Genomic DNA, 20752 nt, shown 5'->3' on the forward strand with positions numbered 1-20752 from the left:
ACTTACGCAAAAAGCATGAAAAAAACTGATATTCACAGAATCCTCATTTACCCCCCGAAAAAAACGTCCGGCGAAGCATTTTCCTTTGTGTAAAAACGCATTTTTCAGCCTCTCAAAAAGCCATGCTTGTAATTTCCTGCCGATACACCCACACTCCGCCGCCTTTTCACCCTCAACCGGCAGGACGGTATGAATCCCTGGGTATTATTAGACGAAACCGATGTCCCCAACGACGGCGGCATTATGAAACTTTACCAGCGCGCCTTCGAATTTTCGATCAGCATTGATTGCGAAGAACTCATGAACAGCCGCATGCACGGCTCCGAAGATGCACTCGCCGAACTCGCCTGCAGACCGCTGGTCCCCAAAAAGAAACCGTGCGTACTGATCGGCGGCCTCGGAATGGGCTTCACGCTCCGCGCCGCACTTGACACACTGCCCCCGGATTCCACGGTCGAAGTCGCTGAACTCGTTCCAGCCGTCGTCCGGTGGAATCGTACACATCTCGCCGATCTGGCCGGAAATCCGCTCACCGATCTCCGAACGATTGTCCACGAAACCGATGTCGCTTTAGTAATAAAAAAAGCCAACGATGCCTACGATGCCATCATGCTCGATGTCGACAACGGTCCCGACGGCCTCACCCACGCCGACAACGACCGTCTATACACTGCCGGCGGCATCAAATGCGCGGTCAACGCCCTTAAAAGCGGCGGATTTCTCGGGGTCTGGTCTGCCGAACCCGACGCCGCCTTCACCAAACGACTTCGTGGCGCCGGACTTAAAGTCGAGGAAAAAACCGTACGCGCCCGAAAGACCAAAGGCCGCCGCCACACCATTTGGCTTGCACAGAAAGTATAGTCACAACTTGTAATTCACAGCCATTGGAAACATGATGCGAGCCTGACATCAGGGAACGAAACGATATGAAAAAACAAACCTTTACAGTACATTATAAAGACGAAGGCAAACGCCTCTTCATTCTCATTGCCGAGCAGCTCGATATCTCCAAAAAAGCTGCCCAGGCCCTCATCGACGACAAAAAAGTCCTCGTCAACGGTAAGCGCGTCTGGATCCGCAAACATGAAGTCCACGAAGACGACCGCATCGAAATTCTCATCAGCGACTTCAAAAAACCTGAAGCTAAAAAAATTGCCATTCTCTGGGAGGACGAAGACTATCTCATTGTCAACAAACCCGCCTACTTCGTCACCAATGCCGACGACAACTCCATCGAGGCCAAATTACGCATTCAGAAAAAAAACAAAAACATCGTCGCCGTACATCGGCTCGACAAAGAAACCTCCGGCTGCGTCATTTTCGCAAAATCCGCAAAAGCCAAAGAAATCATGATTCCCATGTTTCAGGGCCGCGACATCATAAAAATCTACCGCGCCATCACCATCGGCCACTTTCCCACCAGCTGGAAAGAAATCCGCACCGACATCGAAGGCTACATGTCCACCACCCTCGTCAAAACGCTCGACTCCAGAAAACACGCCTCCTACCTCGAACTGCGCATCGAAACCGGCCGCACTCACCAGATCCGCCGCCACCTCGCGGACAAGCGCTATCCGGTCATGGGCGACAAAAAATATGCAGGCACCGGCAACGAGCTCTCCCTCGAACAGCCCCGCCAGATGCTCCACGCCTATCGCCTCATCTTTCCCCACCCCAAAACCGGGAAACCCGTCCGCGCCACCGCCCCCCTTCCCGGCGATTTCAAAGCCTGCCTCGCCCAGATGAAACTGCGGTAAAAGGACACCGGCCATCAAACCGTGCAAATACCCGTATTTTCAGAAAAAAGATCAATACAGGAATTAAGCGGCCCCTCGGCGAATGATGTTCAACCGGGACGTTGAATACATTCAAAGGCCGGAAAAACCAGCACCGTAGCATTCAACGCCCCCACCCACCCGGCCCACACAAACGGCGCACCGGTAAATGTACTCAAAACGGCCGATCCCGGCTAAATCTCTGCAGCCCGGGTCTCTGATCGGGCGCAATGCGCCACAGCTCCACCTGTCCAATGTAAATTCCCTGTAGACCCGGTTCCCAACCGGGCAAAAACTAAAAGCCGCCGCAATGTGCCAAGGCTTTAAAAACAATTAAACCGTGTGATTGTCCATCTATGGAGGGATACCGTCCATGGGCATTCCGGCGCGGCTATTTATATTTCATCTCAATAAAACCCGGAGAGATGTTATGAAAGCCACCGATAAACCCCGCTGGTACAAATGCGATGTACCGAAGAATGAACTGAAACAACTGATACAGAAGAGCGACGCCGCCGGCCTTCTGCATACACTGCTTTATCTGGCCTTACTGATCAGCCTTGGCACGGTCGCGTATTTTTCTTTGGGAACTCCCTGGATGATCCCGGCGTTTTTCGCCTATGGCACGGTCTACTGTTTCTGGAATCATATGATGCACGAAACCTTTCACGGCACGCCCTTCAAAAATAAAAGACTCAACGGCTTCTGGTGCTGAATCTCATCCTTTTTCAACGGGGTCGAAATGGTACACAACCGCTACGGTCACCTGCAGCATCACAATTTCACCTATCACGAAGAAGACGATCCGGAAATTGAAATCCAGCGCACGATCACCCTCTGGAAAATGCTGCCGAAATTTGTGGCCGTCGGCCTCTTTAATCCCATCCCGGTTGCCCGACATGCCTTAGGCATCATCGACGAGGAAACCCGTCAGATCGTTCCGAAAAACGAATGGAATAAAATGATATGGAGTTCGCGTTTCTGGCTGATGGGACACAGCCTCATCATTTCCTCCTGTTCCATCTTCAACACCTGGCTGCCCGTCGTCTACACCATCTTCGCCCGCTTTTACGGTGCTCCGCTCGGCCGTTCGCTGGATCTGATTCAGCATATCGGCATGGAAGTGAACGTGCGCGACCACCGGCTCTGCACACGCGATGTCTACCTCAACCCACTCACCCGGTTTCTTTACTGGAATATGAACTATCACATCGAACACCACATGTTTCCGGCTGTTCCGTTTCATGCCCTGCCGAAGCTTCATGAGAAAATTAAAAACCAGCTGCCGCAAACCTATCCCGGCTGGCTCGCCGCTTATCGCGAAATCATCCCTACCGTCTTGAAGCAGCAGAAGAATCCCGAGTATTGCTTCACGCCGAAACTCCCGGAGGAAACCGCATGACGATTAAATTCTTCACTCCGCACTGGGGCTATGAACATCTCGATTTCGATCAGTTCTGCCGGCAGGCGGCCGCTGCCGGATTCGACGGCATTGAGCTCAATCTCGCGATTAAGGTCGATGAAGCCGTCGCCCAGCTCAATCAGATCAAAACGCACGGACTTGAATATATTGCCCAGCATTCCGGCACACGCCATCACGACTTTGAAGAACACAAAAAACATTACCGCGAACACCTTGAACGCATTACCGATTACCGACCACAGCTGCTGAACTGCCACACCGGACTTGATTTCTTCACGTTTGAACAAAACCTCGAGCTGGTCGACATTGCCCGGGAAACCAGTGACGCTTTCGGCATACCGATTGTACACGAAACGCATCGCGGGCGTTTTCTTTTCCATGCGGCCCTTACATACCAATATCTGAAAGCCCGACCGAACCTTCGTCTTACTGCTGATTTCTCGCACTGGTGCTGTGTATCGGAATCGCTGCTCGAAGGACAGGAACATTTTATCGATGCCGCCATGGAGCACAGCGACCACATTCATGCCCGTGTCGGCCACGACCAAGGCCCGCAGATCAATGATCCGCGTGCACCGGAAAACAGACCGGTTGTTGAACGCTTTCTCGGCTGGTGGGACCGCATCGTCGAGTTGCATCGGACTAAAGGCTCAGAACAGCTGACGATCACCTGCGAATTCGGCCCCCGGCCCTACACCCAGCAGCTGCCCCTGACCCGCCAGCCGGTTTCCAGCCAGTGGGACAATAATATCTATATGATGCATCTGCTGCGGAAACGCTACCGGTAATCGCGCGGGGCGACGCCCATGATTTTTCTGAACAGCCGGGAAAAATAATACGGATCGGTGAAGCCGAGCTGTTCGCTCACCTCGCCCACCCGTAGACTGGTGGTGACAGAGAAGTGGACCCACTCTTTAAACCACTCGGTGATCAGTTTTAGTTATGCTACATAACTCCGATTGTTTTTAAATCAAAAGCGCGTACCAGTTATGTATGGCTTCAGCGAAATCCACTCATAACGTTAGTATGAAGAAATACACATCTATTCATAAACTCCCTGAATTTAAGAAGCATCTGTCAAAAAAGAACAACGACTGATTTTCAGGAAGCATGTACACAAAGGTTCATCATTGGAAAATGTGGATATACCTGTTTACATACACTGTATTATTCATGGGCGGACAAGAGATTGCATATCGGATAACAGACTATGACAGAAACACACTTTTTTATGTCATCCATATTCCACCGGTTTTAATCGCATATCGTTTTTGAATGTAGGCCTGATCTAAGAAACCACATAATCCAGCGGCTGACGCTATCTGAGAAAACGCCGATCAGTCATCCGGAAAAGACATCCCCTCAACCAATACGCATTACAGAAACAGAATAAATGGAAACCCCGCCATCTGCAGTTGTCCGCCAAATAAGATAATGACTTTTGATCAGCTCCGTCAGAATGGTCATACATCACCCTGATTCATCTTGAGCCCTCTTTTTTTATCGCCCAACAGTCCGCTGACTATGACCTGTTCCTAACAGGGACTCTGTCAGATCTTATCTGACACAAAAACAGGTAAGCTGCGCGACTGTTGTCCTCCAGAAACGTTCGTTACACACCGCCTGTTTTATTATTGATGAACTCAGCGTATTTTCTGTCCTCTACACAAATATGGTTCAACCACCAATCTCTTAAAAACTTCAGCAACTCACCGGGATCGTGTTCAATTTTTATTTTAGAACTGATTTGCTTCATTTTAATTGCCAGTTGGTTATGTAATTTTTGATGATGATCAAAATCAGGATACCCCTCCATTTCCATAACATTTTCTTCTAACATAAAGTGATACTTCGTGTACTCTTTAAGAGTAATAAGAATTGATTCCAGCACTTCTTTTCCCATGTTATGTATTGTAAAATAATGAAGAGTATTGATTACGGAAATAATGGCTCTATGCTGTTCATCGACAACGGGAATCCCAAGCTCATTATCACTTTTCCAAATAATATAGAGGTTATGTTTCAAAATATCTCCTTTCTACTTTCCTTTCACCCTGCAGGCCTCCAGCTGTGTCGGTGCGCATAAACATTGACCGGATCAACAGCCGCTTATACGGCAAGGTCTCCGATCATTCCCATATACTGGATTGCATTTAGAGAGAATCCAGCCGGATCAGGTTTCCTTCCTATAGAAGCAACACATCCTCATTCACTCCCCCAGAAGAGGTATGCCACGAACACCACCAGCGCCAACTATCTCAATGAAATGTGTGGCCGAATTTCGGCATAGTCAACTCTCCATGTCTCCATGACCTATTCTTTGTGCAACAGCTTTTTGACGGCTGATGATAACACTGCAGGAGTGGCTATCAAATGCATACAGAATGAACGCCGGCTCCGGGCAAGGAACGTAAAGAGAAAATATACATTCCTAAAAACATCGATGAATGTTTTTCAGAGTTGGACCGGATACTGAAAAAGAAAGATATACGCTCTCTGAAAAACTGTTCAGAAACTGAATGGTCCAGATATCACTTCGGCCTCGGACGCTGGTTGAGAGGAAATTGAAAACTGTGGGAAGGTTTGGAAACAACTGGAAACAGAGGATTCATTCCGTCAACCGGCATCGCCTGCACAGACCTCTCCTTCAGGATAAAAGGGAGTTTACATCACAGTGTCTTCATGGTTTTACCGGCCCGTTTCTTACCGATCAATAGGCGCGGGCATCACTGTTTTTCATAAAATTGATGAACGAACGATTGGCCACACGGTGACCGCCGGGTGTTGGATAGTCGCCCGTGAAATACCAGTCGCCTCTATGATTCGGACAGGCTGCGTGAAGGCCTTCAATGCTTTGGTAGATAATCTCCACTTCGGCCTTCATGCCCTCCGGGGTAAGAATTTCAGCGATCTTTTTGGAGATTTCATCGGCCGTGAACGGTTCGAACAGTTTTTTCACCTGATTTTCGGCCTGGAGCATGGGCTTTTCCTCGTCATCGAGACAGGCCATGAAGATGTCTTCCAGCAGCTCTTCGCGTCCGGACTCCCGAAGCAGAGCCACTGCGGCCTCGAAGGCGATAAAATCCTTCATTTTAGACATATCGATGCCATAGCAGTCGGGATAGCGAATCTGCGGCGCGGAGGAGACAATCACAACCTTCTTCATACCAAGGCGGTCAAGAATACGGAGAATGGAGGTCCGCAACGTCGTACCGCGTACAATGGAGTCATCGAGAATCACCAGCGTATCGTTGGGCTTCACGATCCCGTAGGTGGTGTCATACACCTGCGCCACCAGATCGTTTCGATCGGCGTCGGCAGTAATAAAGGTGCGCAGTTTGGCATCTTTGGTCATCAGTTTTTCAATACGCGGCTGAAACGAGAGCAGTTCGTCAATGCGCTCGGCGGTCACCCGTCCGCCATCCTGAAGCAGATGTTTTTTCAGGCGCTCGCTCACCAGCTCCTTCACCCCTTCCACCAGCCCGTAAAAGGCCGTTTCCGCCGTATTCGGGATATAGGAAAAAACGGTATTTTCCAGGTCATAATTAACGGTTTCCAGCACCCGGCGTACCAGTGAACGACCGAGGTTTTTGCGTTCCTGATAAATATCCTTGTCGGTTCCGCGCGAAAAATAGATGCGCTCAAACGAACACGGCGTTTTTTTGAGCGGTTTATTGACCTCTTCCATCACCACTTCACCGGTACGTTTCACCACCAGCGCATGGCCGGGTTCAATTTCCTTCACCGATTCAACCGGAACATTCAGTGCTGTCTGGATCTGCGGCCGTTCGGAAGCAATCAGCACAATTTCATCATCGTGATAATAGAACCCCGGCCGGATACCGCACGGATCGCGCAAAGCAAACAGATCACCGTGCCCGATCATGCCGCACATCAAATAGCCACCGTCGAACGAGCGCGTCGCTTTTTTAAGAATCCGGATCACATCCAGTTCCTGGATGATTTTTTCCGTTATTTCCATACGGCTCAGCCCTTCCTTTCGGTATTTACGGAAGAGGAAATCGTTGGCTTCATCGAGAAAATGGCCCATTTTTTCAAGGACCATCACGGTATCGGCTTTGTTACGCGGATGCTGTCCCAGCTCCACCAACATATCGAACAGCTCATTGTTGTTTGTTAAATTAAAATTACCCGCAACCACCAGGTTACGGGTCATCCAGTTATTCTGACGCAGGAAAGGATGGCAGAACGATTCACCCTGGGCGCCGTGGGTGCCGTAGCGCAGATGGCCGAGCAGCAGCTCGCCGGCAAACAGCACGTTGTTTTTCACCCACTCTCCGTCATTCATTTTTTCGGGATGCTTTTCACGCGCATCTGCAAAAGCTTTCACCATGCGGTTGCGTACCGCCATAATCGGATTTTTATCGGCCGAACGGGTGCGGAAAATGTAGGGCTCGCCCGCCGGCATATCGAGTTTGATCGCGCAGGCCCCCGCGCCGTCCTGACCGCGGTTATGCTGCTTTTCCATCAGCAGGGTCAGCTTATTCACCGCATACATTGCAGTCCCGTATTTCTCAATGTAGAAATCGAGAGGTTTCAACAGTCGTACCGCGGCAATACCGCACTCATGGCCGATCCAATCGCTCATAACATACCGTCCTCTGGTTATGTTCGGGTTTGATTAGGAAAAGGCGCACCGTGCCCTAGATCATTCGGCCGGTCAAGCTCCGGCATCGACTTTCAGCCGCTACAAATATAATGACAAAATTGCAATTGCCCGTATTCTCCTTATCCGCCATATATTCCGCCGTATTTTGAACGTTCCGCCCGGCTGGGCGTCTATCGCAGAAAACTTAACAAGGAAGTACAAGTTATGTTGTTATCACTTGACCCTGTTTATTGGATTTTCATGATTCCAGGCCTGATTCTCGCCGGAATCGCCTCTGCAAAAACCAAGGGCACATTCAGCAAATATGCCCGCGTCAGCGCCAGTTCGCATATGACCGGGGCCCAGGCCGCCCGTCAGATGCTCGATCGCGCCGGACTGCACGATGTCGCAATCAACCGCACTCGGGGATTTCTTTCCGATCACTACAACCCGGCCAACCGGACCCTGAACCTGTCGCCGGATGTCTATGATGCGCCCTCGCTCTCCGCCATCGGGGTCGCCTGTCACGAAGCCGGCCACGCCCTGCAGCATGCACAGGGATATGTCCCGCTCCAGATCCGCAGTGCCATGGTGCCGATTACCCAGTTCAGCTCCTGGGGCTCCTACGTCTTTATTTTTCTGGGCATTTTTATGCAAAGCATGGGGTTGATCAAACTCGGCGTCATCCTCTTTGGGATCGGCTTTCTTTTCTCCGTCGTCACCCTGCCGGTCGAATGGGATGCCTCCGCCCGGGCCAAACGGCAGATGGTCACCGACGGCATTGTCCTGCCCTCAGAGGCCGCCGACGCCGGAAAAGTGCTGGACGCCGCGTTTCTGACCTATGTCGCCTCCGCCGTCACCGCCCTGCTCACCCTCCTCTACTACCTCATGCGTCTCGGCCTGCTCGGCGGGCGCGATGACTGAGCTTTTTAAGCGCGGTTGCCCCGGGGACTCCCCCGGACAACCGAACAGCTCACACAACAGCAATACACGGCTAGATCTTCCCTAACACCGCCCGATCAGAGTTCAGGCGTTTATGAACGTCTGCAACATCATACCGTTTTACAGCCCGCTGCACGGAGGCGCGAAGCGCTACATCGACGGCACAGCCTGCGAAAAAGGCAGAGCGCAAACCACCCTGTCATACGAAACCGACCGGACCGCTGTCGAAAACGGAAATCCGGAACTCCTCTATAAAACCGTCAAACGCCCATTCAGGCGTCAACCCGCAAAAATGCCGGGCGGATGAATCAGCCCGAACTCAACCTCAGGAAGTTTGCCCGGATCGCCATGCATGGACTGGTAATCACCGTGATCGTATCCAGTCTTGTCCTGCTGTTCACATCCAAAAGCGACACCCTGAAACTGCTGCAGGAAAACGTGCACTGGCCCTTCGTTCCCCTACTGTCGCTTCCCATTCTGCTCGCATGGTGCTGCAACGGTGCCCGTTTCTGGCTGATGACCCGCTGCATCGGCCATCCGATCAGTTATACCCGTGCATGGAGCATCGCCCTCTCTTCCGAATTCGGCGTTATGGCCTCTCCCGGCGGGGTCGGCGGGGCCGCCGTCCGGATCGCATTTCTGAAAAAATCCGGCATCTCCTATGTCCACGGCGCTTCACTGCTTGCGGCTGACGTTTTCATGGATATGCTCTTTTTCATATCCATCATCCCCCTTGCCATTGCCGCCCTGCTCAAATTCATCCCGTTCAATTCCCTGTCCGGAACCCTGCATCCACAATGGTTCGCCCTCCTGCTTCTTCCCGCGCTTCTGTACAGCCTGCGCAAACGGATTTTACAGACGCTGGAAAAACAGCAGACCTACCGGAAGTATCGCATGAGCGGCCGTCTCCGCCTCGCCCGCATCAATCTGACCCACGGGTTCCGCCAGGGCCGCAGTGCCTTCACGCTGATCTTTAAAAATCACCGCGGCATCCTGACCGTCAACTACCTGCTCGCCGCAACCCAGTTCACCGCACGTTACAGCATCCTGCCGCTCGCGATCCACCTGCTTGGAACCCCCGTCAATCCCCTGCCCCTCATCGTGATGCAGGGAGTGCTTTTCATGATTTCCATGCTGGTTGTCGCCCCCGGAGGCGGCGGAAGTGTTGAACTGCTCGCCGCCCTGGTTCTTCCCCGGCTGATACCGACTCAGCAGGTCGGGGTCGTCATTCTTCTGTGGAGAATCTTCACCTACCATTTTTACCTGCTTTTCGGCGGTATTGTTTTCACCCGCACGTTCAGGAAGCTGATGTAGTCGCGGTATACTTTCACACATTATTATGTATGAAATTTATGCCCCGCTGATTGAACTGGATTCGCATACCCTGTCGGTTTGCGGTTTTCGAGGCACGGCTCAATCAGTCTCTAGACATCGGCTTCAATTTCCCGGTACCGGAAATCTGACGGATACGCGGCAATACAAAGAATATTTTCACCGGTATATGTTCCGGCCCGCCAGATACCACCCGCCGGATGAGTGCGCATCACAGCCGTGTTCGCGACGTGATACAGAGCTACGCATATGCAACCCATTAATACCGTCAATATTCCGAACGAAATCACAAATAAGGCAACTCATGCCCCTCCTGCAGGTCATTTTTATCTACCTGATATCAAGACTTTGCACGCAGGCACAGACAAGAAGCCTTCACCAGGCATTTCCAGCTCGCAAAAAAATGAGCGCACTTATCAGATCCTGCTCCGCCTTCGATCTGAAACCGCTTATTCCTGTTCGATGGAGGCGCCCGGATTAACGACCCAGAAAAAAAGCAGGCCTTTTTCCCAATGTGGTTTTTACACCAGAGACGCCCCGGTCTCAGGAAAATGCGGAGGATTTCAATACAACACAGGGAGACCCGGCATTTCTACTTCGCCCGGCCGGGACGGTATACTTCCGGTTGCGGCGGGTTTACCGGCTGCGGCCGTGTAAGCGTTACATATTCCGGTTTCTGCGGAACCGGGAAGATCGAAATACGATGATGCATCATGATGTTATTCCCTCACTTTCACCGGCTTTTTCTTCAGCTACCGCCTCTTCGCAAAGACCGCTGGTAATGGTCGTAATCATCGCGGTCAAATTTCTGGTTTTTTTCCGGAAATAACGTTCGACCAATCCCAGATGGCGGACAAGAAAACGGCTTACCGCATTTTCGGGATAGGCATAGACTGCGGCCGTATACCGGGTGACCGATTCACTTTCCTGTTCAACCCGGATATGTATGACCGACTGAAATTTACCGAACGACCGGCGGCCGGCGGAATAGAGCACAATGTCTATTTCTGTTTCGGAATTCTGTTTACGCAGGACTTCCGTAATATCCGTCCGTTCATTCTTCCGGTTCACGTAAAAATAGGTATTGGACGAGGTCTGCTGAATTGAAAACTCCGGTTTCCCGTCATCATCAATCATCGTATTGTACGCCTCCTGCACATTGGTCATAAAAGCGGGATCGAGCAGCACCTGAAGTGCGGCCTTAAAGTTTACCGGCACCGACCCGCTGGTCTCCGCATAAATCGGCTTCTTCTTTTGCAACAGCGTTTTAGAAGGTCCTTCCGGCAATAACGGCACGGTTTCCAGCGCCTGCACTTCAGCAACACAACACAGCAGCATCGCACCCGCTATCCCGGCGCGGAATACACGGCCGGAATCACATGTATAACTTTTCAAGAGCATACTCCCATCGGCTGTCTTTCGCCTTGCGTCCCGCATTAATTCTGAGCTGTTCATAAAGTTCGCGGTCTTCCGTGACGCGTTTCATAGCCTCAAACATTTCATCCGGGGTGCGGGCGCCTACCACCAGCCCCGAGTTGTGCGATTCCACAATTTCCTGCGGGCCGCCCTCGTTTGAAACAATTGCCGGAAGGCCGGATGCATGAGCTTCGAGCACTACATTTCCGAAGGTGTCCGTCATGCTAGGGAATACAAACAGATCGGCACTGGCGTAAACTTCGGCCAGTTCGTCGCCGTAGAGATAGCCGGTAAAGACAATCTGCGGATCATTGTACTTCAGCTGCAGCTCATCCCGCTGCGGTCCGTCACCCACCACAATCAGATCCGCATCACTGCCGCTATCGATCAGCCTGCTGAACGCCTTGAGCATCACCTCGATATTTTTCTCCCGGGAAATCCGGCCGGCATAAATGAATTTAAAACTTCCGTTCCGGTTATAGTCAGCCTCCCAGACCGCGCGGTTGCGCCGTTCCGGACTGAACCGTTCACGATTGATCCCCCGCGGCATGACATCGATTTTATCGCCATCAAATCCCCCGTCCATCAACAGGGTTTTATACTGACGCGTCGGCACCAGAATCTGATCCATCCGGCCATAGAACCAGCGCATAAAGCGCCAGGCCACTTCGCCCATTTTTTCATCGTCCAGAATATCGGAAAAAAAGCGCGGAAAATCGGTATGATAAATCCCCCTGGTCTTCAGCCCCAGCATATAGGCCGCACCCAGCGCGCAAATCCCCAGTGTTCCCGGCGTGGAGATAATGATTTCGTCAAAGCCCTCGTTTTCAAAATAGGCCAGAATCTCCATGAACGGCGGATAGCTGATCATGAGCGATTCATATTCCGGCATTCTGAACGAACCGACCGGTTTGAAATTTTTAACCGGGAAATCGGCCGCCGGCTCTTCGTCGAGACTGGTAATGACGGTGATATCCTTGTGGTTCTCTCTGGCCATGCCGGCCAATGTACGAATGGTTTTCGTGACACCGTTCACATCGGTGAACGTATCGGTGACCCACGCTTTTTTTCCGGTTTTCTCTTTAAGATTTCCAGCCATGGGAAAGCGGTCGGCCACACTGCGCAGAAATTCCTCATCCTTATGCTGCGTGGCAAAAGCGGTCAGATACGGTGCGATGCCGAGTGCAACCGGCCCCAACGAGGAAACCGCCTGCAGCGATCCGATCAGCTCACCTTTGCGGATCTTTTTCGCCGCCTTCTGAATAAATGCAAAACTCAGCTCCTGACTCAGGCGGCAGGCCGATTTAAAATTAGCGGCATCTTCATCCTCGATCAGAAGGTCATTCGAATTATTTTCCAGCACCCGCGAGAGCTCTTCAACAATCATCTGCTCAAGCTCATTCATCTGCGTTTTAACATAAGCCTTCTGAATTTTCTTCTGGAATGCCGCCTTGACGGATGCCCGGAAACCGGTTTTTTCCTGCCCTTTTTCATCGGGGGTTTCAGCCATGGTTTTCAGTACATTACCGATGACCGAACGATCGTTGGTTCCCGGAGAAAGAAGCCGCTCTTTATAATAGCAGTAGGCAATACGGTAAAGACTGTTTGCCAGACGGACACTGGTGCCGCCCACACCTCCGGGTTCGTGCTGCCCTTCCCGGATAAACTCCAGAAAATCAATAACGCCGGGAGCATAAGGCGTAACCGTGTAGGCACCGGCAATGTACAGGCCGCCATGATCATCCGATCCGCCTGTAAGGGTTTTATTCCAGGGCTCAAGTCCGACGGGTTCCAGATGGTGCCGGTCCGCCAGCGCGGCAATCACTTCCGGCGTCAGACTCTGAAAAACTGCATTACCAATATCGCAGGCTCTCGGCACCCGGGAACCGTTAATGCCTTCGAAACGGTTGAACATCACGAGCAGTTTTTCAAACTGCTCCACCGTCAGTTTATCATTCACCCGAAACAGCGGATGGGCAATCGTATGAATCACCCGGTTCTGATTCATATACTGGCGCAGGTCGTATATGTTTTCCCGAATCTTCTGCATATCGCGAAACTGATTCTCCGTAATCCCCGAAACCAGGCAATGGATTTTGCAGCCGTTTTCCGGGAAATAGGTGGTCAGTTCAGCCGAGATAAAGGTTCCCGGTAAATGGGCAATCTCCATGGCACCGCGAATACAGTTGTGATCGGAAATCGTCACAAAATCCATCCCCGCTTTTTTACAGGCACGGTAAACCTCCAGCGGCTCCATAAAACTTTCAGGAGCCCCGATACGGCGGAGAAACCACTCGGAAGGGCGGTCGGAATATTTGCTATGCACATGAAGATCGGCTTTAGACACGGAAACGTTTGTTTTCATGTGCGCAAATTCACCTGAAGCCGTTACCGTCGAATTGGCCGGTCATTAGGATTACATGAGTTTCCGCACCCCAACTCCCCGCTTGATTTTCCATCCATTGGAACTATGATTCCGGCCCTTTAAATATCGATTAAACCACAGAATACACGGAGTACACGGAAATCCGGCTATTCTGTGTATGCAGTGCATTCCGTGGTGATCATAGTTTATGAGTAAAATAGAAACAGGCGGATATGAACATCGGTTCGGCGGGCTTTTCCGGCTTTACGGAAAAACGGCCATGGACAACCTGCGCGCAGCACATGTGCTGATCGTCGGCGTCGGCGGGGTCGGCTCCTGGGTCGCCGAGGCGCTGGCGCGTTCCGGCATCGGACATCTGACGCTGGTCGACTGGGACGACATCTGTTTTTCCAACACCAACCGGCAGATCCATGCCATGACCGGCACCGCCGGACGGGCCAAAGTCGATATTCTGGCCGACCGCATTCACCTCATCAATCCGGAATGTGAAGTCACACCGATCCGCGAATTCTATTCCGATAAAAATGCCGATGAACTGATCCGGCCCGGCCTTTCCTATGTGGTGGATGCCATCGACAAAAAAAACGCCAAGATTCACCTTATCACACACTGCACGAAACTCGGCATTCCGGTGATCATCAGCGGCGGTGCCGGCGGCCGGGTGGATCCGTCAAAAATACAGACCACCGACCTGCGCGACTCCTTTAACGATCCCCTGCTCGCGGCCTGCCGCAAACAGCTGCGCAAAAATATTCCGGGCATGCACCTGAAACATAAAAAGAAATTCGGTATCCCCTGCGTCTTCTCCGCAGAGACCATTCGTTATCCGCACCCCGACGGCGGCATCTGCTTTGAAAAACCCGCGGCCGGCGAAGGCCCGAAACAGCTTGACTGCCAGTTCGGCTTCGGGTCCGCCGCCTTCCTGACCGGAAGCTTCGGTTTCGCCATGGCCGCCAGAATCATCAACGACCTCACTGCTGAACCGTAATTCAGACCGGATTAACCGACCAAAGCAAGTTCTGTACAGGAACCGAAAAAACCGATGGGATTTGTGCCGAGGCGTCGCTCACCCTCCCAGCGTTTAATCAGCTCCTGCTCATTTCTGCGGTGCGTATCATCCAGCAGAATCCGGCAATCCGGATCAAGATGACTTCCCATCACCGGAAACAGGCCGTAACGTCCGCCCCGGATTGTTCCCGGCGGTCCGTCACAGATCACCATACCGAAATCGGCCGGCAGATTTTCCGGCGCGTCATACCACTCGAATTCCCCGTAGGATTTCAGCGGCGCATGACATACGGTCACCGGTTTTAAATTCAGCGAAACCAGGACCTCGTTCACATGAGCCGCCCAGTATTCGTGATGTTCGAACGCCCAGGCTTTCCGGTTGTATTTTTCCGCCAGCAGCGCAATGAGCAAAGTGGTCGCCCCGGAACCGCATTCAAGAACCGGCCCTTTGCTTTCCCTGAAAATACGTTCAACCTGCTGAAGGTAACGGGCACTGGCCGAATAACCGATATTGCCCCAGGAGAGTAAAAGCTGAATCCGCTGCTGCCAGCCCAGCGGCCTTTCGGAGTTTAAATATTCACGGACATTGCCGACCACCCGTTTGAGGTTCCGGCTTTCGAGTCGGCGTTTCTGTGCTCTGGAAGACATAAATTCCCTTTCGTAGAAGTGATTCCAGTTCGCAAATGTTCTGCGTTTGATGAAATATTTAACGAAAGGATTAGCCCGCAATGGGAACGGGATTAGCTCTGTGTGAGTTAAACAAACGGAAATCAGGGAATCCTCCCCTTTGTTTCCCGTATTTACGATTTTCCATGGTGGTCAATAAACCGCAAGAATGATGCCTTCAAGGCCCGACGGCAGTTCAACAAACCCGGCTTCGAAATTGTTCATCAGCCGGGAACCCAGCGGCGACTCCGGCGTTACAACCGTCACCGTCCGACCGGCGGCCTTAACTTCCGTACCTCCACCGCAGTTCAGCAGCATGAAAGTATCTGTTTCTCCGTCGAGCTCCACATCGACCATAGCTCCGACATCAATTTCCTGCCCCGTGAAATCCTCAATCTCCATGGATTTCAGTTCATCAATCCAGTGCTGAAGCTCCAGTGCATGAGCGGCATAACCCCGCGCCAGATGAGCCGCCTCGAATCCGGTGGTATCGCGCTGTTTTTCGGCATGGGCGGCACTGAAAGCCGATGCGGCATTCGACTGCACGTTCGCACGCGCCTGCCGCTCGAGTTCTTTTTCCAGGGCCTGAATTACCGCCGCTATAACCGTCTCTTTCATGGCGCGCATTTATAGCCGCAAATTTCCGGCCATTGGAAGTTTGATTCATGATAATCCTGAAGTCATGATGCATACTTTTACGGAGGAAGCATTTATGGCTGATAAAATGACCTGGGAAAAACTGCTGAGCGGCAACCGCCTGATGGACAACCGCAAGATTGACCGCGGCGGCACACGCACCGGTTTTCACCGCGACTACGACCGCATTGCTTTCAGTCATCCGTTCCGACGGATGAGTGATAAAACGCAGGTGCATCCCCTTTCACCGAACGATCATATTCATTCCCGGCTGACACACAGTCTGGAAGTTTCCATAGTCGGGCGCAGTCTGGGCATGTCCGTCGGCGAACACCTGAATCTTCCTGAAGGCATCAACCCGACTCACGTCGGCCAGATTCTTCAGGCGGCCTGCCTGATGCACGATCTCGGAAATCCCCCGTTTGGCCATGCCGGTGAAGATGCCATTCAGCTCTGGTTTTCCGATCCGAAAAACGCACACCACCTTGAAGGACTGACTCCGGAACAGATCAGCGATTTTCAATCGTTCGAGGGTAACGCCCAGGCTTTCCGGATTGTGACCAATCTGGAAAACAACCCCGGCAATGGCGGAATGCAGCTGACGTGCGCCACACTCGGGGCATTGATGAAATATCCGTGGACCAGTGATAAAATTCGGGGAAAGAAAAAATTCGGGGCCTTTCAGGCGGAAAAACATCTGATGGAAATGGTGGCCAAAGAGACCGGTATGATCAAAGAAGAGGACGGCCGCTATAAACGCCATCCGCTGGCCTATCTTGCCGAAGCCGCCGATGACATCTGCTACCGGATCATCGATCTCGAAGACGCCGAAGAAATCGGCGTGGTATCGTACTCCAAAGTCAAAAGTCTGCTGAGTGATATATGCGGAAGGAAAGCCGACTCCAAATTCAGCAAGCGCAAACAGATTTCCTCGCTTCGCTCGGCCTCCATCAACAAAGCGGTAAATGCGGTATCCGCAGCATTTCTTGAACATGAAGAGCAGTTTCTTTCCGGAAAAATCCCCTACGATGTTGAACTGATCAGCCTGTGCCCGCCGGATCTGAAAGAAGCGCTCGACCGCGCCAAGCGGTACGCCAAAAAGCATATCTACACCGATCCTCGGAAAATGGGGCTGCAGCTCGGCGGATATAAACACATCGGCAACATGCTGGAGCTGTTCTGCACGGCGGCCCGTCAGCGAATCGACCATAAAGACATTTCCTACCATTGCGAACAGGTCATTACGCTGCTCAAATCCGATGCTCCGAAATACGGCGATGAGCTGTACCCTTCTCTGCTGAAACTCACCGATTTTATTTCCGGCATGACCGACCACTATGCCTCGCGCCTGGCCCGGCAGCTGAGCGGCATGGGATAAATCACTTAAAAATCGAATCAATCCCCATAGCCGATTCGGAAGCGAATTCCGGCACCGCCTTTCTGCTGAACCGTTTCAGAAGCGGGTACAGCATAGAAAGTATATTCAGCGTTACCACGCGGTCGAACAGCCGATAGCCATGCTCACCGCGGAACATCATTTTCAGCATCAGATGCAGATGAGCACGCCGCAGTTTAAATTTTGAGGTGTCCAGCATAAGAACATACCGCGGCTCTTTATACTTCATTTCATATTCGGTTTTCATTTTCTGCAGCCGCGCCACCAGCTCATCGGTGAAATCAAGAAAATAGTATTCCCGAACCGTGGCCATGATGCTGAAGGTATCGTACTGAAACTCGAGATCTTCAACCGGCAGCCCCAGCGGTCCGGCCAGCTCCTGCATACGCCTGATTTTTTTCAGCGCCCGGAACCCCTGCTTCACGGCCCGTTTGCCGTCGCTCACATAGCAGCGCATAAATTTACGCATAAAGTGATTGGCCACAATATGGCGCCAGTAGACATTCACCAGCGGCGGAACCCGCAGACGACGGAAATAAATATTACGCGATGCAAAATCCTCGGTATAGAGCAGTTCCTTGATGACTTCATCGGAAAGCCGGAGTAATTCCTGCAGCGGCCGCCAATGGGGATCGGAATAATTCCGTCGGTAATATTCCTGAATCACCTGATCCGTCGTAACCGTCTGATCCCGGAATAGCTGCACCGTCACAAAGGTATTGATTTCGTTCCACACAGCATGCTCATCCAGATAGGTCAGGCGGCGGAAACCGCTCCATCCTCCGGTCTGGCACCAGACCGAAATTCCGGCAATATTCTGGCCGATCAGTTTATCCCGGATGTCTTCGTAATCCCAGCCGATGAACGAGGGATATTCACCGAAACCCTCATATTCACGCCGCGCCTGGAATTCAACCAGTTTCCGATGCCCGCCACGGAAGAACAGCCGATTCAGCGGCAGATAGCGGAAAAAGTCGGACTGCCCGTATTTCATGGAAATAATAAAATGATCATTTTCCAACCCCCGGAAAACGGCATCGAAGGTATCCGGATTCCAGATGATATCCCCCACTTTACCAACGCCGACACTCCAGGTCCGGAAAATCAACTGCCGGTCAAATTCCTCAAAAACCGGGATCAAGGTCTCAATCATCCGGCGGGCCTGCAACGGACTCGAAAGCACCAGCCGGCTGTGGAAATCGCCCTCCACATCCAGTCCGTCCGCTTCGCCGATACGGACAATCAGACCGCCGACATTCGGAAAATCGGTGAAAAGCTGACGGCAGGCATCGGCCGCGAAACGCCGGATATCTTCGTCTTTGCTGCCGATGTGCTTTTCGATGGCACGGTTATAAAACAGCAGATCGGTGGTAATATACGGCGTAAGACCATGGCTCTCGGCAATCTCAAACAACGCACTGAAAAGCAGCCGGTATTCAAAAAGTTTGTTAACCAGTTCCGGCCCGTAAAAATCGAAAATACAAAGGTGCGCCAGATCATCGAGCGTGATGGCATTATAGCCCGCATCCGCCGCTTTGGTACAAAAGGTTTTGAAATCCTTCTGAATCTGTTTCGTTCGGTACGGGTTCAGCCCGCCGTCTTTTTCAAGATGAACAAAAGGGGCTTTCGACCAGTTGATCACCTCCTGGTCGCAGCCCCTGAAAAACGGCGAAATGCCGTCTATTAAAAACAGATCCATACAGATCGATTAACTTCGGGTTTTCGCAATACGTTCAACCTGTTTCAGATAATCTTCGATATCGGAACGCGGCTTGAGCTCATAGGCGCGGCGCAGCAACGGAAGAGCATCGGCATATTTCGCCTGCCCCACCAGCAGCTGTCCATGGTACAGCTTGGCTTCCGCTTCAAACTTTTCAATGGCTGCGGCTCGTTCATAGTAGAAAATGGCTTTTTCCGGCACATTGCGGCCATAGTGCTGAGCAAGCAGAATAAGGGCCTCGCCGTCGAGCGGATCGACCTCCACCACTTCCTCCAGAATGTCCACCACATCCCCCCCTCGCCACCGGCCACAGCCACACGCGCCTGCAGCTTCAACAGCTCCTTGAGATTGTCCTTATCCAGAGAGGTCTTCCGTTCCGAAACCCGGTTCAATATACGAACCGACTGTTCCAGAGATCCCCGGGCCGCCAGTATTTTTGCAGCCCGCAGGGCTTTTTCCGGCTCCGCCCCGTCATTGAGTTCATAGGCCCGCAGATAAGCATCGGCCGCCATATCCCAACGCTCCTCGTTCACATAAATATCGCCGAGCATGGTCATGCTTTCCGGCGTCGATTTTCCCAGGGCATTGACATACTCATAGTTTTCCGCCGCCCGCATCGGCTGTTTCAGACCGAGATAGGCATTGGCCTGCAGCAGCCAGAAGTCGGCATTGTCGGGCTTGGTTTTTATCAGGGTGTTGCAAAGACTCACAGCATCGCCGAACTTCTGCTGTTTAAAGAAACTGCGGGCCAGACCCAGCTGCCAGTCGATGGTTTCCGGATCGAGCAGAATCGCCTGGCGATAAGCCGATTCCGCGCAGAGATGATTTCCGGTGGAACCATAGGCAAACCCCAGCAGTCCATAAGCAATCGCGGTATGCCCGCCCAGTTCGATGGTTTTCGTGAGATAAGGCAGAGCCTTTTCAAAATCTCCGTTGCGCACATGAATCAGGCCGGCATTCTTATACGCCCGCCGGAAGTTTGGAAACTGCGCAATGGCCCGGTCATAATACGTCAGTGCTTCATCGAGCCTGTCCTGCTGGAAATAGATGTTCGCCAGCGTGAATTCGAAGGTGGCCGAAGAGGAGTCTTTACAGTTTTTCAACAGCAGCTTCTCCGCCTTTTCCGTATCATCCTCCTCCGACATGGCATCGAGGACTTTCTGCATCTGCTCGTATTCAACGGCGGTCAATTTCGGTTCAATGTCCGTATTCACCCCGTAACTGGCCATAAACTGCTTCTGGAACATTTCTTCATCCCAGATCGAAAGGTCCTGAACCTTCTTCGGCTTTGTGTTGATCATCTTTTCCGGCGGCTTGCGGATATCGGACATATCCGGCAGTGCATTGATAAAATCCTGCATTTCATCGGCAACGGACATTCCGCCACAGAACAGCAGTGCTGTGAATCCGGTTGTTTTACAATATTTAGAGATATTCTTCATG

General features: G+C 51.9%; 20 protein-coding genes. 11 read left to right on the top strand and 9 right to left on the bottom strand.

The window, feature by feature from the left end; genetic code table 11:
* Positions 1-189: 189 nt before the first annotated feature.
* The 5 genes from EGM51_07245 (at position 190) to EGM51_07265 (ending at position 3986) form a co-directional block, all read left to right on the top strand.
* Positions 190-861, top strand: a complete 672-nt coding sequence (locus EGM51_07245; protein QBG47200.1) for a hypothetical protein — start codon at positions 190-192, stop codon at positions 859-861.
* A 65-nt stretch (positions 862-926) separates the two neighbouring features.
* A complete protein-coding gene (locus EGM51_07250) occupies positions 927-1757 on the top strand; it encodes an RluA family pseudouridine synthase (GenBank protein QBG47201.1) in 831 nt (276 codons plus the stop codon).
* Positions 1758-2205: 448 nt separating this feature from the next.
* A complete protein-coding gene (locus EGM51_07255) occupies positions 2206-2490 on the top strand; it encodes a hypothetical protein (GenBank protein ID QBG47202.1) in 285 nt (94 codons plus the stop codon).
* Between the two features lie 27 nt (positions 2491-2517).
* Complete coding sequence (locus EGM51_07260) at positions 2518-3177, top strand: hypothetical protein (GenBank protein ID QBG47203.1); 660 nt, start codon at positions 2518-2520, stop codon at positions 3175-3177.
* Positions 3174-3986, top strand: a complete 813-nt coding sequence (locus EGM51_07265) for a sugar phosphate isomerase/epimerase (protein QBG47204.1) — start codon at positions 3174-3176, stop codon at positions 3984-3986. Before EGM51_07260 ends, EGM51_07265 begins: the two co-directional genes overlap by 4 nt.
* On the opposite strand, the gene EGM51_07270 is transcribed toward EGM51_07265, so the two are convergent.
* The 3 genes from EGM51_07270 to EGM51_07280 form a co-directional block, all read right to left on the bottom strand.
* Positions 3977-4132 carry an AraC family transcriptional regulator gene (locus tag EGM51_07270; GenBank protein ID QBG47205.1) on the bottom strand — a complete coding sequence of 52 codons (156 nt, stop codon included), beginning with the start codon at positions 4130-4132 and terminating at the stop codon, positions 3977-3979. The two genes, EGM51_07265 and EGM51_07270, sit on opposite strands and share 10 nt — an antisense overlap.
* Positions 4133-4810: 678 nt before the next feature.
* Positions 4811-5227 (bottom strand): bacteriohemerythrin, encoded by a 417-nt coding sequence (locus EGM51_07275; protein ID QBG47206.1) that lies wholly within the window; start codon positions 5225-5227, stop codon positions 4811-4813.
* 681 nt (positions 5228-5908) lie between these two features.
* A complete protein-coding gene (locus EGM51_07280) occupies positions 5909-7807 on the bottom strand; it encodes an amidophosphoribosyltransferase (GenBank protein QBG47207.1) in 1899 nt (632 codons plus the stop codon).
* Positions 7808-8035: 228 nt separating this feature from the next.
* On the opposite strand from EGM51_07280, the gene EGM51_07285 reads away from it, so the two are divergent.
* The 4 genes from EGM51_07285 to EGM51_07300 all read left to right on the top strand — a co-directional run bounded on the left by EGM51_07285 (position 8036) and on the right by EGM51_07300 (position 10738).
* Entirely contained in the window at positions 8036-8731 is a 696-nt protein-coding gene (locus EGM51_07285; GenBank protein ID QBG49266.1) for a zinc metallopeptidase, read from the top strand.
* A 112-nt stretch (positions 8732-8843) separates the two neighbouring features.
* Positions 8844-9056 (top strand): hypothetical protein, encoded by a 213-nt coding sequence (locus EGM51_07290; GenBank protein ID QBG47208.1) that lies wholly within the window; start codon positions 8844-8846, stop codon positions 9054-9056.
* Positions 9053-10063, top strand: coding sequence for a flippase-like domain-containing protein (locus EGM51_07295; protein QBG47209.1), 1011 nt, complete (start codon positions 9053-9055; stop codon positions 10061-10063). The genes EGM51_07290 and EGM51_07295 overlap by 4 nt, the downstream gene beginning before the upstream one ends.
* A gap of 267 nt (positions 10064-10330) precedes the next feature.
* Positions 10331-10738: a hypothetical protein gene (locus EGM51_07300; protein ID QBG47210.1), complete on the top strand. Its 408-nt coding sequence runs from the start codon at positions 10331-10333 to the stop codon at positions 10736-10738.
* Positions 10739-10792: 54 nt separating this feature from the next.
* Here the strand turns inward: EGM51_07300 and EGM51_07305 are convergent, their stop codons facing one another.
* On the bottom strand, positions 10793-11476 hold the full coding sequence (locus EGM51_07305) for a hypothetical protein (protein ID QBG47211.1): 684 nt from the start codon (positions 11474-11476) through the stop codon (positions 10793-10795).
* Entirely contained in the window at positions 11457-13862 is a 2406-nt protein-coding gene (locus EGM51_07310) for a glycosyltransferase (GenBank protein QBG47212.1), read from the bottom strand. The genes EGM51_07305 and EGM51_07310 overlap by 20 nt, the downstream gene beginning before the upstream one ends.
* 208 nt (positions 13863-14070) lie before the next feature.
* Here EGM51_07310 and EGM51_07315 point away from each other — a divergent pair, with 208 nt between their 5' ends.
* A complete protein-coding gene (locus EGM51_07315; protein ID QBG47213.1) occupies positions 14071-14871 on the top strand; it encodes a tRNA threonylcarbamoyladenosine dehydratase in 801 nt (266 codons plus the stop codon).
* Between the two features lie 11 nt (positions 14872-14882).
* On the opposite strand, the gene EGM51_07320 is transcribed toward EGM51_07315, so the two are convergent.
* Together EGM51_07320 and EGM51_07325 are read right to left on the bottom strand one after the other, a co-directional pair.
* Positions 14883-15539 (bottom strand): hypothetical protein, encoded by a 657-nt coding sequence (locus EGM51_07320; GenBank protein ID QBG47214.1) that lies wholly within the window; start codon positions 15537-15539, stop codon positions 14883-14885.
* Positions 15540-15710: 171 nt separating this feature from the next.
* Entirely contained in the window at positions 15711-16175 is a 465-nt protein-coding gene (locus EGM51_07325) for a hypothetical protein (GenBank protein ID QBG47215.1), read from the bottom strand.
* Here EGM51_07325 and EGM51_07330 point away from each other — a divergent pair.
* Positions 16174-17571, top strand: a complete 1398-nt coding sequence (locus EGM51_07330) for a deoxyguanosinetriphosphate triphosphohydrolase (protein ID QBG47216.1) — start codon at positions 16174-16176, stop codon at positions 17569-17571. The two genes, EGM51_07325 and EGM51_07330, sit on opposite strands and share 2 nt — an antisense overlap.
* 1 nt (position 17572) lies before the next feature.
* Here EGM51_07330 and EGM51_07335 read toward each other — a convergent pair whose 3' ends face one another.
* Positions 17573-19288, bottom strand: coding sequence for a hypothetical protein (locus tag EGM51_07335; protein QBG47217.1), 1716 nt, complete (start codon positions 19286-19288; stop codon positions 17573-17575).
* A gap of 44 nt (positions 19289-19332) precedes the next feature.
* Positions 19333-20751 carry a tetratricopeptide repeat protein gene (locus EGM51_07340; protein QBG47218.1) on the bottom strand — a complete coding sequence of 473 codons (1419 nt, stop codon included), beginning with the start codon at positions 20749-20751 and terminating at the stop codon, positions 19333-19335.
* Between the last annotated feature and the right edge of the window lies 1 nt (position 20752).

The sequence above is a fragment of the Verrucomicrobia bacterium S94 genome, assembly GCA_004299845.1.
Classification (GTDB): domain Bacteria; phylum Verrucomicrobiota; class Kiritimatiellia; order Kiritimatiellales; family Pontiellaceae; genus Pontiella.

Coding starts and splice junctions, on each gene's coding strand:
- EGM51_07280 (QBG47207.1), bottom strand. CDS start 7,807: ATGAGCGATTGGATCGGCCATGAGTGCGGTATTGCCGCGGTACGACTG.
- EGM51_07265 (QBG47204.1), top strand. CDS start 3,174: ATGACGATTAAATTCTTCACTCCGCACTGGGGCTATGAACATCTCGAT.
- EGM51_07300 (QBG47210.1), top strand. CDS start 10,331: ATGCAACCCATTAATACCGTCAATATTCCGAACGAAATCACAAATAAG.
- EGM51_07320 (QBG47214.1), bottom strand. CDS start 15,539: ATGTCTTCCAGAGCACAGAAACGCCGACTCGAAAGCCGGAACCTCAAA.
- EGM51_07245 (QBG47200.1), top strand. CDS start 190: ATGAATCCCTGGGTATTATTAGACGAAACCGATGTCCCCAACGACGGC.
- EGM51_07290 (QBG47208.1), top strand. CDS start 8,844: ATGAACGTCTGCAACATCATACCGTTTTACAGCCCGCTGCACGGAGGC.
- EGM51_07310 (QBG47212.1), bottom strand. CDS start 13,862: ATGAAAACAAACGTTTCCGTGTCTAAAGCCGATCTTCATGTGCATAGC.
- EGM51_07255 (QBG47202.1), top strand. CDS start 2,206: ATGAAAGCCACCGATAAACCCCGCTGGTACAAATGCGATGTACCGAAG.
- EGM51_07295 (QBG47209.1), top strand. CDS start 9,053: ATGAATCAGCCCGAACTCAACCTCAGGAAGTTTGCCCGGATCGCCATG.
- EGM51_07335 (QBG47217.1), bottom strand. CDS start 19,288: ATGGATCTGTTTTTAATAGACGGCATTTCGCCGTTTTTCAGGGGCTGC.
- EGM51_07315 (QBG47213.1), top strand. CDS start 14,071: ATGAGTAAAATAGAAACAGGCGGATATGAACATCGGTTCGGCGGGCTT.
- EGM51_07250 (QBG47201.1), top strand. CDS start 927: ATGAAAAAACAAACCTTTACAGTACATTATAAAGACGAAGGCAAACGC.
- EGM51_07330 (QBG47216.1), top strand. CDS start 16,174: ATGGCGCGCATTTATAGCCGCAAATTTCCGGCCATTGGAAGTTTGATT.
- EGM51_07340 (QBG47218.1), bottom strand. CDS start 20,751: ATGAAGAATATCTCTAAATATTGTAAAACAACCGGATTCACAGCACTG.
- EGM51_07325 (QBG47215.1), bottom strand. CDS start 16,175: ATGAAAGAGACGGTTATAGCGGCGGTAATTCAGGCCCTGGAAAAAGAA.
- EGM51_07260 (QBG47203.1), top strand. CDS start 2,518: ATGGTACACAACCGCTACGGTCACCTGCAGCATCACAATTTCACCTAT.